The following is a 17138-nucleotide window of genomic DNA, read 5'->3' on the forward strand; positions in this document are numbered from 1 at the left end:
ATTCGGCCCGATCGTCTCCGCAGGTGAGGACGCCGGAACCGGTTCTCCACGCCCCGGCATCCGATGGGCGGTCGCACCCCGTCAGCCGGGACCGGCGTCGCCCGTGTGGCGGTCGCTGCCGGCGTGGCGCACGCCGGTCAGCCGGCACAGCGCGACGAAACCGTCCTCCGTGCCCGGCCAGTGCCGACGCACCGCCCCGAGACCCGCCCTGCGGACCACCGACCGCAGCACCGCGACGACGACGATCGCGTCGTCGGCGTACCCGAGCACCGGGACGAAGTCCGGGATCAGGTCGATCGGGATCACCAGATAGGTCAGCAGCAGGCCCAACCGCACCCGGACGCCACGCGGCAGGGTGGCGTCACCTGCCAACCGCCGCAGCAGCTGCACCAGGTCGGGCAGGATCCGCAGCGCCTCGCTCAGCAACGGGCCCTTCGGTCGTACGATCAGCAGACCGACCAGCAACGCCACCCACGAGACGGCCACCGCGACCGCGCCACCGACCAGGATGTCCACGGCCATCCGCGCCGCCCCCTTCCGCCACCCCCGCCCGTTCGGCCAGGGCATCGTCGCAGAGGCCCACCGCGCCCGCCGGCCGGCACGACGACGAGGTCGTCCCACCCCCGCCGTCGTGGACCTGCACCCGGTGGTATGCCGGGGCGGGCCGGGGGACTGGGTACGATGCCCGGCGTGCCCCTCGCCCCAGACCTGCGTGACCTGCTGAAAGACCCGTCCTTCTGGTCGGCCTTCGACCGGCCCGAGGGAGACGACGACGGTGATGACGACGACGAGCGCTGGGAGGACCATCCCGGGTGGACGGTGACGGCCGACGTCGGCGGCGGCCACACGCTCGTCCTGGAGATCGACATCGACCTCGGCGTGGTGAACCTCGGTGTGTGCCCGCCCGGCGCGACCGAGCCGCTGCCGCTGGGCTGGGACGACGACGCGCATCCCTTCCCGCACGCCCTGCGCTGGGACGAACTGGACCTGATCGCCCGGGCCGTCGCGTTGCGGGACCCGGACCTGCCGCATCCCGGCCCGTTGGTGGCGCTGGCCGGCCGGTTCGTGCTGCTCGGTGAGCACGACGACATCGACGCGGTCACCCCGCTGCTGGCCGCCGCCTTCGGCACCGGCCCCGCCGACGCCGCCCACTGGCCGACGGCCCGCTCCTGGCTGTACCGGTGCGACGGGCGCGACAGGGGCGTCACCTGGCAACGCGACGACGCCGGGAACTGGACCGTCGAGCAGGACGAGGGCCAGGCCGGCGACTTCACGCTCTACAGCCTCCGCGGCCCGCGGTCGGAGTTCCCGTTCGACGCGTGGCGTGAGCTGCTCGCCGCCGCCGGGCGTACCGTCGCCGATGCCGTGCCCGGGCCGGCGCGGGACGCTCTCGGTGACCTGCCGGCCCGGGCCGTCGCCGGCCGCGACCTGAGCCTGGCCGCGCAGACCGGCCGGACGCTCGCCGCCGCCGGTGGCCGGCACCCGGTGGTCCTGCGCGCACTCGCCGGACCCGCGCACCCCGCCGAGGTCTGCTGGATCCTCGAAACGGTCACCGGCGCGGCGCAGGGCTCCCTCGTCGCACGATGGTTCGGTCCGAGCGCACTGCGCGGGGCCCGCCGCCACCGGCTGAGCCTGCACCTGGAGATCGGCGGACGGCCGGATCCGCGCGGGTACGCCAGCACCGTGACCCGCGCCCTCGACCGGACACTGCGCGACCGGGGCCTGGGCCACGCCCGGCAGAGCGGCAGCAGCATGCGCAGGGACGCCTCCGGCGGCCACGTCACCCACGCCGTCAGCCTGGAGATCGCGGTCTTCGACGATCTCGCCGCCGGCACCGAACTCGTCCGGCACACGCTGCTGCGCCACGATCCGGCACCGGAGACCGTGCTGCGCCACCACGGAGACACCGACGCCGTGGTGCCCCTGCGGTGACCGTGGCGGGTCGGCGGCGGCAGATCGGTTGACGCGCACCGGTGCCCCCCGGGGTGGGGCCACCGGCACGAACGCTCGGCGCGGTCCGGCCGGCGCGGGCGACATTCGCCGACCCCGTTGCCCGCCGGGGCGGCACTATGCTGCGACAAGGCCCCGTCGAGCAGGGAGATGACGTGTCGCGTCGTACCGGTAGGCCCTCGTATCTGCTGTCCGCGTCGCCACCACCACGCCGCCGGCTGTCACGGCTCGCCGTCGTCGCCGCGGTCGGGCTCGTCGTCGCCCTCGTCGGCGGCGGCATCGGGTACGCGGTCGGTCGACCGGACGCCACCGAGTCGACGGTCGCCGACCTGCGTCGGGCCGAGGCGAAGCGGGACACCCAGCAGATCACCGAGCTGACCGCCACCGCTCGACGCCTCCGCGAGCAGATCGCCCCCGTGCTCGATGCCCTGCGGGCCGAGCCGACGGCCGACGCGCAGCAGGCACGCCAGTGGCAGCAGACCCTGCTGCGGGCGGCGGAGCCGTTCGCCAACCCACCGTCGGGCACCACGGCGACCAATGTGGCGCGCGGTGGGCTGCGCGGCGCGGTGGAGCAGACGTCCCTGGCCGTCGAGTCGTATCTCCTCGCGGTCACCGGGCCGCCCGCGCAGCGGGCCGCGCTGACCGCGCTGGCGAAACGGCAGGCGGAGCAGGCCGCCGCCGCCTGGTCCGTCGCCGCCACCCAACTCGATCAGGTCAACGTCGACGCCGGCCACGGCCACCAGCACGTCTACCTGGAGGGCGACCAGCACGACGGCGCCGAGGAGGGCACCGGCGGGTGACCGGGGCGACGGAACTGCTCGCCGAACGGTTGCTGCGGGCCGGGATCGGTGACGTCGTCACGGTCGAGCCGGTCAGCGGTGGCCTCGCCGCGCTCGCCGGGATCGCCCACCGCAGGGACGCACCGCCGGTCTTCGTCAAGACCTTCGGCGAAGCGCCCGACGGCGACGCCTTCGACGCGGAGGCCGAGGGGCTGACGGCCCTGCGGGAACTCGGCGGACTGGCCACCCCCGACGTGATCGTGGCGACCCGGGAACTGCTCGTGCTGTCGCTGCTTGCGCCGAGGCCGCGCGACGGGGCGTTCTGGGAGGGGTTCGCGCACGCGCTGGCCCACCTGCACACCAGCACCGTCCATCCCCGTTTCGGCTGGCACCGTGACAACTGGTTGGGGCGTCGTCGGCAGGTCAACACCTGGGCCGACGACGGCTTCGCCTTCTTCGCCGAGCACCGCCTGCTGCGCTGGCTGCGCGAGCCGAGGGTCCGGGCCGCGCTCGGTGCCGCCGACCGGGCCGCGGTGGAACGGCTGTGTGCCCGGCTGCCCGAGCTGCTGCCGGTCCGGCCGGCCTGCCTGACCCACGGCGACCTGTGGTCGCAGAACGTGCTGTCCGACGGGGCGGGTCGGGCGGCGCTGATCGATCCGGCGGTGTCGTACGTGTGGGCCGAGGTGGACCTGGCGCACCTGTGGACCACGGCGGCGCCACCGGAGTCGGGCCGGTTCTTCGCCGTCTACGCCGAGCTGACCGGCCTCGACGCCGACTGGCCGGCCCGCATGCCGATCATCCAGCTACGGCAGCACCTGGCGGTGCTGGCCCAGTTCGACGACGACTGGGGTGCCGCCGACACGATCCGGGCCACCCTGGCCCCGTTCCGGGCGCGGACCTGACCGGCCCGGAGCGTGGCAGCCCCGGGTCGCCTGTGCCCGGCAGCCGGGGGTGCGGCAGGTCACCCTGACGAACTGTACCGGCTGGTCGGTACAGTTCCGGCGTGATCACGTCCTCCACCCCGGTTCCCGCTCCGGTGCTGTCCACCCGCCGCCGGTGGGCGGCGCTGGCCGTGCTGGCCGCGGCGGTGCTGCTGCTCGCCGTCGACGGGACGGTGCTCTCGCTCGCGGTGCCGGCGCTGACCGCGAGCCTGGCACCGACCGCGGAACAGGTCCTCTGGATCGGTGACGTCTACTCGCTGACCCTGGCGGGGCTGCTGGTGCTGATGGGCAACCTGGCCGACCGGTTCGGACGTAAACGGGTCCTGCTGATCGGTTCGGTGGCGTTCGGCGCGGCCTCGCTGCTGGCCGCGTTCGCCCCCAGCGCCCCGGCCCTGATCGGGGCCCGGCTGCTGCTCGGCGTGGCCGGCGCGACGCTGATGCCGTCCACCCTGTCGCTGATCCGCAACATCTTCACCGACAGCGGCGAACGGACCCGGGCGATCGCCATCTGGTCCACCGCCTTCGGCGCCGGGTCGGCGGTCGGACCGCTGGTGGGCGGGTTCCTGCTGGAGCACTTCTGGTGGGGCTCGGTTTTCCTCATCAACGTCCCGGTGATGATCCTGGTGGTGGCCTCCGGCCTGCTGCTGCTCCCGGAGTCCCGCGACCCGCGACCGGGCCGCTTCGACGTGCTCTCCGCGGTGCTGTCCATGGCGGCGGTCGTGCCGCTGGTGTACGCCGTCAAGCACGTGGTCGGGGCCGGCGTCGACGGCGTGACCGTGTCCTGCCTGCTGGTCGGCGTGACCGCCGGGGTGCTGTTCGTCAGGCGGCAGCGGCGGCTGGAACAGCCCATGCTCGACGTCGAGCTGTTCGGCAACCCGGCGTTCCTCGGGGCGGTCGTCGCCAACGTCATCGCCATCTTCGCACTGGTCGGCATGCTGTTCTTCTTCTCGCAGTACCTCCAGTTCGCCAGGGGGTTCAGCCCGTTGCAGGCGGGCCTGGCCGAGTTGCCCGCGACCCTGGCCTCGATCGTCGTCGTCGTGATCATCGCGCTGGTCGTGGCCCGGTTCGGCCGGGGCCGGGCCATCGCGCTCGGCCTGGGCCTGGCCGCCGCGGGGCTGGCCGCGGTGGCGGCTGCTGCGCACGCGCCGTACCTGTGGCTGGGGATGGCGCTCGTGCCCATCGGCCTCGGCATCGGGCTGGCGATGACGCTGACCGGCGACGCCATCATCTCGGCCGCGCCCCCGCGCAAGGCCGGTTCCGTCTCGGCGATCACCGAGACCGCCAACGAACTCGGCGTGGTGCTGGGCATCGCGGTGCTGGGCTCCCTGCTGTCGCTGGTCTACCGACACGCGGTGAGCGTGCCGCCCGGGCTGCCGGCCGCCGACGCGGCCCGGGTCCGTGACTCGCTGGGCTCGGCGCTACAGGTGCTGCCGCCGCAGGCCGCGGCCGGTGCCCGGGACGCGTTCATCACCGGCGTCCAGGTCACCTCGTCGCTCGCCGCGGCACTGACCCTCGGCGCGGCGGTGCTGGCCTGGGTGCTCGTCCCCTCACCGCGCCCGCCGCGGCCGTAGGTACGGTGTCGCCGTGGGACGCACAGCCGGCCGGTCGCCTCAGGACACCCGTCGTGCCCTGCTGGACGCCGCCGCGGACGCCGTCCGCGCCCGGGGGATACACGCCTCGCTGGACGACATCGCCCGCTTCGCCGGGGTGTCCAAGGGTGGGCTGATCTACCACTTCGCCAGCAAGGACGACCTGATCCTGGAACTGGCCCGCGACCAGCTCGCCGCCTTCCAGGCCGGCATCGACGCCGCGCTGGACCCCGCCGACACCGCACCGGGCCGGCTGACCCGGGCCTACCTGCGCGCGTCGGTCGCGCCGGACGACGCCGCCGTACGCGCCTCGCTGGCGCTGATCACCCAGCTCATGACGCTGCCCGCGGTCGCCGAACTCGCCCGCGCCGACGCGGAACGGCTGGCGGCGGCCCTCGCCGCCGACGGGCTGCCCGCCGACGTGCTGGCGCTCGTGGTCGCGGCGGCGGACGGCATGGGCACCGCGCCCCTGTGGGGCGCCCCGACGCGTACCCCGGCCCATCGACGACTGGCGGAACGGCTGCTGCACCTGACCCGGCACCCGCACCTGTGGGAGACCCTCACGCCCTGAGCCGTGCGACCCGCGCGGCCTGTCACGGCCGCGACGTCGGCAGCTGTCGACGTCGCGCCGCAGACGGTATTCTCATCCACTCTCGTCGATCGGCGAGGTGGTTTCGTTCCGCTCCGCACACCCTTCGGAGGCACGATGAGGTTCCGCATCGCCCGTACGCTCGGCGCACTCACGCTCGTACTGGGAGCCGTCGCCGTACCGGCGACCCCGGCCGCCGCGCACGAGACGGCCGACCCGATCGCGGTCTACCCGCCGATCCAGGGCTCGTCCACCTGGAACAGGTTCGGCGAGTCCGGCCCGGCCAGCCACCACATCGTGTTCGGCAACTGGGGCTACACCAACGACTGGGCGGTCGACATCTACCGCAACCCGGGCGCCACCGTCGTCTCCCCGTTCGGCACCAAGACCGCAGCCGGGCATCCGGTCGCGGTCACCGTCGTCACCGTCCGTCCGGGCTGCGCGACCGGCAACCTCGCCGACGGTGGATACCGGATCGGGCTGGAGGCCCGCGACACCACGACCGGCGGGGTCGTCGGCCGGGCGGACGTGATGCACGTGAACAACAAGCCCGGTGGCGTGGTCGTCGGTGCCTCGGTCGGCCCGTGGACCAAGCTCGGCGAGACCGGCCGGTTCCGGTACTCCAGCTGCTACCAGGTCAACGGGGACAGCGGCGCGCACATCCACCTTGAGGTGATCAACCAGCACCGGTACTCCTGCTACGTCAGCCGCGCCGCCGGCACCGCCCTGACCGACCTGACCGTGGTCGGTCGGATCGGCGTCCACTACTCCGGCCAGCGCGCCGCCTGCTGACGACGGCCGGTGGCGCGACGACCGCTCCACCAGCGGTGGTCGGCGTCGCCGCCGGGTCCGGCTCCGGGCCCGGCGCTGTCGGTTGGTCGGCAGTGTCCGGGCACGGACAGTGCCCGTCGGATGACGCCATGTGCGGCCATGATGGGTCACGTCGACGTGCCGTCACGACAGGCCGGCGGACGTGACACTCCCGGCAGGAGGATGGCATGGCGTTCGAGGTGGACTTCGACTGGGCATCGCAGGCCGTCATCGAGACGGTGGCCGTACCGTTCCCGTCACTGGAAACGCCACCCGGGGTGGTCGTCGCCGACCCCGCGGTCCCGCAGTTGGAGTTCCACCACTCCGGCCCGGTGACGGTCACGATGCTCGGCAGCGGCCGGTGGAACCGCGACTCCAGCTACCGGTTCAACGCCGGCTGCAACCAGGAGCCGCACCACGCGGCGGCGATCGGGCAGGTCGGGGTGCTCTCCGCCGCGGAGGCGCAGCGGTTGGAGGAGTGGTTCCTCCAGCGGTATCCGACCTCCAACCCCACGGTGCTGAAGAACGGCGGGAAGTGGAACCTCACCCTCACCCGCAACGGCGCGGTCTTCAACTTCCACGTCGGCGTCAACGACTGACACCTCCCGTACGGGCGCGGGGCGGCCCGGCCGCCCCGCGCCGGTCTCCCGAGGGGCTGCCCGAACGGCGGATCAGTGATCGGCCACTGTGGATTTACGATCGGTCACAGCCCCGTCACACCTGCGGAAGGACCCGCCCATGCCCCAGCCGATGCGCCGCCGGCTCACCCGACTCGCGGTGGTCGCCACCGCGGCGGCCGCCGTCAGTTTCACCGTCCAGCCGGCCCCGGCCGCCGCCGTGCCGTTCGACTGGAACGGCGCTTTCGCCACGTACGAGGAGTGCGAGCAGTACCGCATCGACGCCAGCTCCTGGGTCGTGGTCGCCAGCAACTGCGTCTACCGCACCCTGCCCGACAGCCAGTACAACGGTTGGTACTTCCGGGCCGCGATCGCGCGCTGAGCCCGACGGCGCGCGGGACCCCCGCCCGCCGGAGGCCCACCGCCTCCGACCCGCCGAACGGGCGGTCACCACGGCGCGCAGCACCGGCGCGGGTGGCCGCCCCGGTGGCACCCGGGCCGGTCAGCTCTGCTGGTAGTTCACCGCGGCGAACCCGCACGGCCGGTGCAGGTGCAGGTAGTAGGCGCCCTCGCCGTACTCGTCCAGGTCCGCGCCGCCGACCAGACCGACGTAGTCCATCGGTTGCCGGCAACCGGGGCAGTCGGGGTGCTCGGCATCCTGGATCCAGTCGGGCCGGCCACCCAGCGTCGAGCCGCCCTGCTCCCACGCGCTGGCCTGGTAGGGGCTCTGCCGGAGCGCACCGGGCACCGGCAACACCGCGGGCGGGTCCTCCGCCTCGGTGGAGCCGAGATGGTCCGGGCGGGTGTTCCCGCTCCACCAGGCCGTGTCCCCGCTCGACGTGACCCGGCTGTTCAGCGTCGTGTAGCAGGCACAGAAGTGACACGTCTCGATCACCAGGCGGCCGGACCAGCCGGTGTGCGCCAGCGCGACGCCGACGGCGGGCTCCGCCGGATCGAGGTCCGCAGCCGTCCACAGCGGCGACGCGCACCACGGGCAGCGCGTCCCGTCCGGCCGCCCCGGCGCCTCGCGCATGATCCACTCGTACGCGGTGTCACCGCACAGGTCCCGCCGACGCCCCTGCGGGTCGACCGTCCAGCCACCCTCACGCGCGTAGTCCAGGATGTCGACGTGCAGCGCGTCCGCGCCGGCCGGAGGCTGTACCGACCAGCGGCGCAGGGCACTGCCGGCCAGCGGGTGGGCGACGTGCGCCAGGACGACCAGCAACTGGTTGAGCCGCTCGGGCGCGTCGCCGCCGTCGACCCGTTCGACGACCCGACGGACCACGTCGGCGTCCGCCGCCCGGTACAGCTTCCCGGGCCACAGCACGTCCCGGTCGAGAAGCGTGCCGAGGTACGGCGTCAGCCTCCCCGGATCGGCGTCCGCGATCAGCGACAACTCCTCGACCGCATCGTCGTCCCCGTCGACGGCCACCTGCCTGACCAGATCCTCGATCACCCGACGATGCTAGCCACCCACGACCGGACCGCAACCGTCCCGTCGCCGACGCGTTGGCCCCGGCTCACACCGTGAACGCGGGGCCGGGGCGGCCGATGCCGATCCGGCCGTTGGTCAGGCGGTGCTCGAACGTCACCCCCAGCTCATCCTCCCAGCACCGGATGATGTCCTGTTCACCCTGCCGGTCGATGTCGTCGAGCACGACGGCGAAGTCCTCGGCGAGCAGCGGCGCGAAGAAGGGCCCGGCGGGATACCGGGCGTGCGCGTACCCGGCCCGGTGGGCGGGCGGCCCGTCGACGAGGAGCAGGTCGACGGGCCGACCCGCCGTCATCTCCCGCAGCCGCTCCTGCGCGTACCAGGTCGGCTCCTCGCCCGGCCACGACACCGGCACCGGCGTCAGGGGGGCGTGCACCACGGTCACCACGTCGGCCAGGCCCTCGTCCGCCAGTTCCTGGCCGAGCAGCTCCGCCCAGCGCCCGTCGTGCTCCACTGTCCACAGATGCCCGCCGCGCCGCCGCAGCAGCCGGCCGAGATAGAAGGTCGAGACACCGCCGCCCAGCTCGACGACACACCGCCGCCGGTTCACCATGATCTCGTTGAGCACCGCGACGACCCCGCTCGGGCGCATGGCGCTCGCGCTCCACGGCAGGTACGTCAGCGACAGCGGGGCCAGCGCCTGCATCGCCAACAGGTCGTTGCGTTGGAGCTCGTTGCGGTGCAGCGACGGACGGTGGCGCTGCTCGTACTCCGGTCGCGCGGTCACCGTGGCACCATCCCCACCAGCCAGGAGGGCAGCAGACCCTCGTCGAGCAGGTCGAGGACCACCGTCTTGGCCAGGGCGGAGGCGAAGTGCACCTGGGCCGCCCCGCTGGGCTGGCGCAGCCGCGACAGGAGCCGGGAGCGTTCCCGCCGGTAGCTGGCCGACTGCCTGCCGTGGGTGCGGAAGTCGTCCGTCCAGCGGTTCAGCTCGCAGAAGTTGGTCACCCTCGGCGCGAAGTTCTCGAACAGGACCGCATTGTGGTCGAGCCCGACGGTGTCCGGTTCGAGGAGCTGGACGAGGGTCCAGTAGTACTGGTCGCTCGTGCCGTGCAGCCGGTCCGTGTCGACCTGGTGCGCCCGCAGCCGGTTCAGCAGCGGGAAACGCCCGCTCGGGGGGTCCGGATACGCCGCGCACAGGGCGAGGATGTCACCGGCGGGCCCGAGGAAACCGCCGCTGTTGAGGTACGGGTACCGGCCGACGGGCGGGTCCTCGTGCAACGCGAGACCGACGGGGCCCATCGGCCAGCTGTTCGGCTCGGCGCTGAACACGACACGCTGCGTGAAGCCCGCGTACGCCGTGCGGATGTGCTCCTCCCCGCGCAGCAGGAGCGTGTCGTACGCGTCGGTGAACAGGACCAGCTCGTCCGGTGCGACGTGCCGGGCGAGGTGGTCGGTCAGCAGCGCCCGCTTGTCCCGTGGCCGGAACCCCCGCTGCCGGCCCTCCAGGACGACCAGCCCGAGCCCCACCGCCGCGCAGGACGGCTCCAGCAGCCGCCGCAGGAAGGGGTGTTCGAGGTCGGTGGCGATGGTGATGACCCTCATGGTCGGCGTCCAATCGTGCTGGCGGTTCGTGCCGTTGGACCGCACCGGATACGCCCTGGTGCCCGACCTGTGGGCCGGGACGGACCGGCTGCCAAACTATCGATCCACGACCGTCGTTGTCGACCCACGGCACCCGTCCCGACCGGAAGGCGAGCGGGTCTACCCACCGGCGTCCGCGCTTTCTCAAGCCGTTTCCAAGCGGTGGCCGGAAGACTCGGGTCGCAGCCAGCACACGACGCCGAGAGAGGCGGGGCGGATGACCGGACGGGACGAGTCGGCGCACACGCGGGCCGCGACGCCGAGCGGGACACCGGTCGCCGTGGTGGGCATCGGCTGCCGGTTCCCCGGCGCCAACGGGTTGGCCCAGTTCTGGCGTCTGCTCGGCGACGGCGGCGACGCGATCACCGACGTGCCGGCCAGCCGGTACGACATCGACGCCTACCACGACCCGCGACCGGGCACCCCGAACCGGATCGTCAGCCGCCGGGGCGGCTTCCTCGACCAGATCGACCAGTTCGACGCCGGCTACTTCGGGGTCGCGCCCCGCGAGGCGGAACGGATGGACCCCCAGCAGCGGCTGCTGCTGGAGACCGCGGCCGAGGCGCTGGCCGACGCCGGACTGACCCGCGACCGGCTGTCCACCACCCGTACCGGCGTCTACGTCGGCGGCATGTCGTCGGCGTACGGGCAACTGCTCAGCGACGCGTCGGTGCTGGATCTGCACGCGGCCACCGGCGGCGCGCGCAGCTTCCTGGCCGGCCGGCTGTCCTTCGCCTTCGACCTGCGCGGCCCCAGCATGGCGGTGGACTGCGCCTGCTCCTCCAGCCTGGCGGCGCTGCACCTGGCCTACCAGAGCGTGCGCAACGGGGAGACCCAACTGGCGCTGGCCGGCGGGGTGAACCTGGTGGTCGCCCCCGAGGAGACCATCCCGTTCTCGGCGGCCCGGATGCTCGCCGCCAACGGGCGGTGCAAGTTCGGCAGCGCCCACGGCGACGGTTTCGTCCGCAGCGAGGGGGTGGCGGTGCTGGTGCTCAAACCGCTTCACCGGGCCGAGGCCGACGGCGACGCCATCCACGCGGTGATCTACGGGTCCGCGGTCGGCAACGACGGCCAGTCCGGCGGCTACCTGCTCACCCCCTCCCAGCCCGGCCAGGAGGAGACGCTGCGCGCGGCGTACGCCGACGCGGGCGTGCCCGCCGCGCTGGTGGACTACGTCGAGGCGCACGGCACCGGGACCCCGGCCGGTGACCCGGTGGAGTTGGCCGCCCTCGGCGCGGTGGCCGGCGCGGGCCGGGACGGGCACTGCCTGGTCGGCTCGGTCAAGACGAACATCGGCCACACCGAGGCCGCCGCCGGGCTGGCCGGCGTCATCAAGGCGGTGCTCGCGCTCCAGCACCGGGAGATCCCACCGAGCCTGCACGCCGCCGACCTGACCGGCGCGGTCGACTGGGCGGGGCTGCGGCTACGGCTGGTACGGGAGCGCACCCCCTGGCCGCAGACCGACCGGCCGGGCCTGGTCGGGGTCAGCTCGTTCGGCATCTCCGGGACCAACGCGCACGTGGTGCTCGGCGAGTACCCCCGGCCCGCACCGACCCCCGCACCCGCCGAGCCCGACGGGGACGCGCAGCTCCTGATGCTCTCCGCCCCCGGCCGGGAGGCGCTCACCGCCCTCGCCACCGAGTACGCGCGGTTCCTCGGACCGGGCGGCGACGGCCGGGACGTGCCGCTGCGCGACGTGTGCTTCAGCGCGGCCACCCGCCGCGACCACCACGAGAACCGGCTGACCGCGGTCGGCACGTCGCCCGACGACCTGGTCGAGCGGCTACGGGCGTACGCCGCCGGTGAGTCCCGCCCCAGGCTGGGCGTCACCGCGTCCGCACCGGTGGACGGCGACCGGCCCACTGTCGTCTTCGTCTTCCCCGGACAGGGCTCGCAGTGGGACGGCATGGGCCGCGAACTGCTGGCCCGCTCACCGGTCTTCCGCGACACGCTCACCCGCTGCGACGAGGTGATCCGCGCCGAGGTCGGCTGGTCGCTGCTGGCCCGGCTGACCGGGGAGACGGACGCCCCGGCGTCCATCGACACCGTCCAGCCGACCCTGTGGGCGATGCAGACCGCGCTCTGCGCGGTGCTGCGCGACTGGGGCATCGAGCCCGACCACGTGGTCGGGCACAGCATGGGTGAGGTGGCGGCGGCGGGCGCGGCGGGCGCGCTCAGCCTCGCCGACGCCGGCGCGGTCATCTGCCGGCGCAGCCGGCTGCTGCGCACCGTCGCCGGGCAGGGCGTCATGTACTCGGTGGAGCTGTCCGCCGCCGACGCGCAGGCCGCCCTGGCCGGCCACGAGCACCTCGTCTCCGTGGCGGTCAGCAACAGCCCCACCTCGACGGTCCTCTCCGGCGACCCGCAGGCGCTGGCCACCATCGTCGCGGGCCTCGACGAACGCGGCGTGTTCTGCCGGCAGGTCCGGGTCGACGTCGCCTCGCACAGCCCGCAGATGGACCAGCTCCGCGACGACCTGCTGGCCGGCCTCGCCGACCTCGCCCCCCGCGCGGGGCAGGTCCCGCTGCACTCCACCGTGGACGACGCCCGCTGCGACGGTTCCGGATGGGACGCCGCCTACTGGATCCGCAACCTGCGCGAACCGGTACGGTTCGGCGCCGCGGTGGCACACCTCGCCGGGCCGGGCGACACGGTGTTCGTCGAGGTCAGCCCGCACCCCATCCTGCTGCCGGCCATCCAGGAGACCCTGGCGGCGACCGGGACCGACGGTGCCGCCGTCGGCTGCCTGCGTCGCGACGAGCCGGAACGGGCCAACCTGCTCGACACCGTCGCGGCCCTGCACCGCGCCGGCTGCCCGGTCGACTGGCACCGGGTGTTCGGCGCGCCCCCGCCCCGCTACGTGCGGCTCCCGTCCTACCCGTGGCAACGTCAGCGGTACTGGCTCGCCCCGACCCCGGCCGGACAACCGGCCCCGCACCGCGTGGACCGGGTCGTCGACCCGGCCCGCGAGCCGTACCTGCTCGACCACCGGGTGCAGGGCACCGTGGTCGTGCCGGGCACCGCGTACGTCGAGCTGCTGCACACCGCCGCCGCCGGGATCTGCGGCGGCCGGACGCCCGTGCTACGCGACATCCGCTACCTCGACGCGCTGTTCCTGCGCCCGGACCAGCCGCCGCCCGCGCTGACCACGACGTTCACCCCGCGCGGGCCCGACACCTGGGACGTGGCGGTGACCGGGGCGGAGACGACACACGCCACCGCGACGGTCACCCGCACCCCGCCGCCCGGACAGCGCCGGCTGCCGGTGGAGGCGACGCGCGCCGCCTGCCCCGACCACCTGACCGGGGTCGACTTCTACCGCCGTTTCGCCGCCCGGGGCAACGAGTGGCAGGGCGCGTTCCAGGGCGTCGCGGAACTCTGGACGGGCGACGGTCAGGCCCTGGGCCGCATTCAGGTGCCCGCCGGGGTCGACCCGGCCGGGTACACCTGCCACCCGGCGCTGCTGGACGCGTGCGGGCAGGTCCTCGCGTCGCTGATCCCGGCCGGGGACCGGTCGTCGGCGTTCGTCCTGGGCGGCATCGACGCCGTGACGATCCACCCCGACCCGGGCGTCCCCGGCTGGGCGCACGCCGTCGCGGTCACCGCCTGGCGGTCCGACTCGGTCTGTGGCGACCTCGTGGTGTCCGACGCCGACGGCCGGGTGATCGTCGAGATCGCGGGCCTGCGTCTGCAGTACCTGCAACCCCCGGACTCGGTGCGCGACCCCGACGGGTGGTTCCACGAGCTGCGGTGGCGGCCGTTGCCGGCGCTGCCCGACGCGCACCGGCCGGCCGGCCGCCGCCTGGTCTTCGCCGACCGGTCCGGTGTCGGTGCCGCGCTGCCCGCCGACGTCCGGGTGTTCGCGGGCAGCGGGTACCAACGGCTGGCGGCCGACCGGTACGAGATCGACCCGACGGCGCCGGCGCAGTACCGGCGGCTGCTCGCCGACGTCCGGGCCGGGTTCGACGGCCTCGCGCCGACCGAGGTGGTGCACCTCTGGACGCTGGACGCGCAGCCGCCCGACGGCTCCGTGCCGGCACAGCGGGCGGCCGGGGACGCCGAACGCCTCGGCTGCGGCAGCGTCCTGCGGCTGCTGCGGGCGCTCGCCGACGCCGGCCTGCCCGAGCCGCCCCGGCTGTCGCTGGTGACCCGGGGCGCGCACCGGGTGCGCGACGCCGACCGGACCGTGTCGATGTGGCAGGGCGCGCTCTGGGGCCTGGGCCGGGTCATCGCCCACGAGCACCGGGAACTGGGCTGTGCCCTCGTCGACCTGGATCCGGCGGCCCCACCCGCCGACCTCGCCGCCGAGCTGGGTCGGGAGTTGGCAGGCGTCGGGCCGGAGGACCAGGTGGCGCTGCGCGACGGCCAGTGGTACGCCGCACGCCTGCTGCCCGCGCCCACCGCCCGGCCGGACGACGCCGACGTCACCCACCAGATCCAGGTCACCTCGCCCGGCCTGCTCGACGGGGTGCGCCTGGTGCCGGTTCCGCGCCGGCCGCCGGGGCCGGGCGAGGTGGAGGTCCGCGCCGACCACCTCGCCCTGAACTACCGCGACGTGCTGATCGCCATGGACCTGTATCCGCGCCTGTCCGACCGGCCCGCGACCGTGATCGGCGAGTGCGCCGGCACGGTCACCCGGGTCGGGCCGGGCGTGGCCGGACTGCGGCCCGGCGACGAGGTGGTGGCGCTCTCGCTGCGCGAACCCGCCGCCGGCCACCTCTGCGTCGACGCGCACCTGGTGCACCGGCGGCCGGCCCGGCTCACCCCGCAGGAGGCCGCCACCGTGCCGGTGGCCCTGGTCACCGCGTACCACTCGCTGGTCCACCTGGCCCAGGTGCGGCCCGGCGAACGGGTGCTGATCCACCACGCCACCGGCGGGGTGGGGCTGGCCGCGGTGCAGGTGGCCCGCTGGCGCGGTGCCGAGGTGTACGCCACCGCGGGCAGCCCGGACAAGCGCGCGCTGCTGCGGATGATGGGCGTCGCGCACGTGTCCGACTCGCGCGGCACCGGGTTCGCCGACGAGATCCGGGACGCCACCCGGGGCGAGGGCGTCGACGTGGTCCTCAACACGCAGGCGGGGGAGGGCCTGCTGCGCAGCGTCGAGCTGCTGGCCGACCGGGGCCGCTACGTCGAGCTGAGCCGGCGTGACCTGGTCGAGGGCACCCGGCTGGACCTGCGGCTGCTGGCGCGCGGGGCCTCGTTCTTCGTGGTCGACGTGGTGGACCTCGGCCTCAACGAACCGCGCCGGCTCGGCGCGATCCTCCAGGAGGCCCTGGCCCTGGTGCAGGCCGGTCTGCTGGAACCGCTGCCGTACCGCGTCTTCCCCGCGACCGACCTGGTCGGCGCGTTCCGGCACATGGCCCAGGCCCGGCACGTCGGCAAGGTGCTGGTGTCCGTCGGGGAGCTGACCGCGCCGCAGCCCGCCACACCACCGGTCCCGCACCGGCCGGTCCGGATCGACCCGACCGCCGGCTACCTGGTGACCGGTGGGCTCGGCGACCTCGGCCGGGTGGTCACCGACTGGCTGGTCCGCGAGGGGGCCCGGCACATCGTGCTCACCGGGCGTACCCCGCTGTCCGGGACCGGCGGCGCGGACTGGCTGGCGGAGCTGCGGCGGCACGGGGTGCGGGTGGCGTACGAGGCGGTCGACGTGGCCGACGAGGACGCGATGCGGGCGGTCGTCGGGCGGCTCGGGACCGACGGCGTGGCGATCCGGGGCGTGGTGCACGCGGCCGGGGTCATCGAGTACCGCGCCCTGTCCGAGCTGGACGACCGGACCCTGTCGGCGGTCCTGCGCCCGAAGGTCACCGGCGCGGCCGTGCTGCACCGGCTCTTCGCCGAGCAGCCGCTGGACTTCTTCGTGCTGTTCTCCTCCGGCTCGGCGGTGCTCAGCTCCCCGATGCTCGGCGCGTACGCGGCCGCGAACGCGGCCCTGGACTCGCTGGCCGACCAGCGCCGGCTCGCCGGGCAGACCGCGCTCAGCGTGAACTGGGGCTTCTGGTCGGTCGGCATGCCCGCGCGGGTCGGTCGGGAGCACGGCCGGGCGATCAACCCGGCCGGAATGGACACGTTCAGCCCCCGGGAGGGCATCGAGGCGCTGCGCCTGCTGCTGGCCCGCGACGCCACCCACGGCGTGGTGCTGCCGGCGGACTGGCGGCGGTGGGCGGACGCGCACCCCGACGCGGCGACCTCGCCACTGCTGCGTGACCTGCTCGCCGACCCCGCCGCCGTGGGAGGAGGCCCGCCCGCCGTCGCCGATCCCAGCGCCGTCGCCGATCCCAGCGCCGTCGCCGATCCCAGCGCCGTCGCCGATCCCAGCGCCGTCGCCGGTCCCACCGCCGTCGGCGCGTCCGCCGCGCCGGCACCCGTCGTGGCCTGGTCGCCGCCGCTCTCCCCGCCCCCGGTGCGACCCACGGACGCCGCCACCACGGTCACCGACGGCCCACCCGCCGGTGTCCCCGTGCAGACCCGCCCCGGGCCGGTGGGGACGGGGGAGACGGGGCAGGGCGTGGCCGGCACGCTGACCGACCGGGACGCGGTGGAGCGCTACCTGGCCCGGGTCCTCGCGGAGGTGCTGGGCATGCCGCCGGCGCAGGTGCACACCAGGCGTCCGCTCAAGCGGCAGGGCCTGGACTCGCTGATGGCCGTGGAGGTCCGCACCCGGGTCCAGCGTGACCTGGGCATGCTGCTGCCGATCGCGAAGATGCTCGGCGGCCACAGCGTCGCCGAGCTGGCCGGCGAGGTGTTCAGCCAACTGGGCGGGGCCGGCCGCCGCTGACCGGACCGG

The 17138-nt window shown here is 74.6% G+C and carries 13 protein-coding genes; 9 read left to right on the forward strand and 4 right to left on the reverse strand.

All coding sequences use genetic code 11. The annotated features are described in order from the left end of the window. Positions 1-81: 81 nt before the first annotated feature. Positions 82-522 (reverse strand): YkvA family protein, encoded by a 441-nt coding sequence (locus Q2K16_RS01640; RefSeq protein ID WP_302743172.1) that lies wholly within the window; start codon positions 520-522, stop codon positions 82-84. 168 nt (positions 523-690) lie between these two features. Between Q2K16_RS01640 and Q2K16_RS01645 the strand changes: the two genes are divergently transcribed. From Q2K16_RS01645 to Q2K16_RS01680, 8 genes are all read left to right on the forward strand, one after another. Further along, positions 691-1932 carry a hypothetical protein gene (locus Q2K16_RS01645; RefSeq protein ID WP_302743173.1) on the forward strand — a complete coding sequence of 414 codons (1242 nt, stop codon included), beginning with the start codon at positions 691-693 and terminating at the stop codon, positions 1930-1932. A 173-nt stretch (positions 1933-2105) separates the two neighbouring features. Then, complete coding sequence (locus Q2K16_RS01650) at positions 2106-2750, forward strand: hypothetical protein (protein ID WP_302743174.1); 645 nt, start codon at positions 2106-2108, stop codon at positions 2748-2750. Beyond that, positions 2747-3631, forward strand: coding sequence for a fructosamine kinase family protein (locus tag Q2K16_RS01655; RefSeq protein ID WP_302743175.1), 885 nt, complete (start codon positions 2747-2749; stop codon positions 3629-3631). The genes Q2K16_RS01650 and Q2K16_RS01655 overlap by 4 nt, the downstream gene beginning before the upstream one ends. Before the next feature lie 101 nt (positions 3632-3732). Beyond that, positions 3733-5241: an MFS transporter gene (locus Q2K16_RS01660; RefSeq protein WP_302743176.1), complete on the forward strand. Its 1509-nt coding sequence runs from the start codon at positions 3733-3735 to the stop codon at positions 5239-5241. Positions 5242-5254: 13 nt separating this feature from the next. After that, the gene (locus tag Q2K16_RS01665) at positions 5255-5830 is read left to right on the forward strand and encodes a TetR/AcrR family transcriptional regulator (protein WP_302743177.1); all 576 of its coding nucleotides are present in this window, start codon (positions 5255-5257) and stop codon (positions 5828-5830) included. 135 nt (positions 5831-5965) lie between these two features. Then, positions 5966-6640: a hypothetical protein gene (locus Q2K16_RS01670; RefSeq protein ID WP_302743178.1), complete on the forward strand. Its 675-nt coding sequence runs from the start codon at positions 5966-5968 to the stop codon at positions 6638-6640. A gap of 206 nt (positions 6641-6846) precedes the next feature. Continuing rightward, positions 6847-7257, forward strand: coding sequence for a hypothetical protein (locus Q2K16_RS01675; RefSeq protein ID WP_302743179.1), 411 nt, complete (start codon positions 6847-6849; stop codon positions 7255-7257). A gap of 139 nt (positions 7258-7396) precedes the next feature. After that, entirely contained in the window at positions 7397-7657 is a 261-nt protein-coding gene (locus Q2K16_RS01680; RefSeq protein ID WP_302743180.1) for a hypothetical protein, read from the forward strand. A gap of 120 nt (positions 7658-7777) precedes the next feature. On the opposite strand, the gene Q2K16_RS01685 is transcribed toward Q2K16_RS01680, so the two are convergent. The 3 genes from Q2K16_RS01685 to Q2K16_RS01695 all read right to left on the reverse strand — a co-directional run bounded on the left by Q2K16_RS01685 (position 7778) and on the right by Q2K16_RS01695 (position 10312). Next, positions 7778-8731 carry a hypothetical protein gene (locus Q2K16_RS01685; protein WP_302743181.1) on the reverse strand — a complete coding sequence of 318 codons (954 nt, stop codon included), beginning with the start codon at positions 8729-8731 and terminating at the stop codon, positions 7778-7780. A 64-nt stretch (positions 8732-8795) separates the two neighbouring features. Next, a complete protein-coding gene (locus tag Q2K16_RS01690; RefSeq protein WP_302743182.1) occupies positions 8796-9494 on the reverse strand; it encodes a class I SAM-dependent methyltransferase in 699 nt (232 codons plus the stop codon). After that, positions 9491-10312 (reverse strand): glycosyltransferase domain-containing protein, encoded by an 822-nt coding sequence (locus Q2K16_RS01695; RefSeq protein ID WP_302743183.1) that lies wholly within the window; start codon positions 10310-10312, stop codon positions 9491-9493. Before Q2K16_RS01695 ends, Q2K16_RS01690 begins: the two co-directional genes overlap by 4 nt. A 256-nt stretch (positions 10313-10568) precedes the next feature. Between Q2K16_RS01695 and Q2K16_RS01700 the strand changes: the two genes are divergently transcribed. Continuing rightward, positions 10569-17129, forward strand: coding sequence for a type I polyketide synthase (locus Q2K16_RS01700; protein ID WP_302743184.1), 6561 nt, complete (start codon positions 10569-10571; stop codon positions 17127-17129). Positions 17130-17138: the final 9 nt, after the last annotated feature.

Origin of the sequence: Micromonospora cynarisoli (genome assembly GCF_030518815.1) — a bacterium.
In the GTDB taxonomy this organism is placed as follows: Bacteria; Actinomycetota; Actinomycetes; order Mycobacteriales; family Micromonosporaceae; genus Micromonospora; species Micromonospora wenchangensis.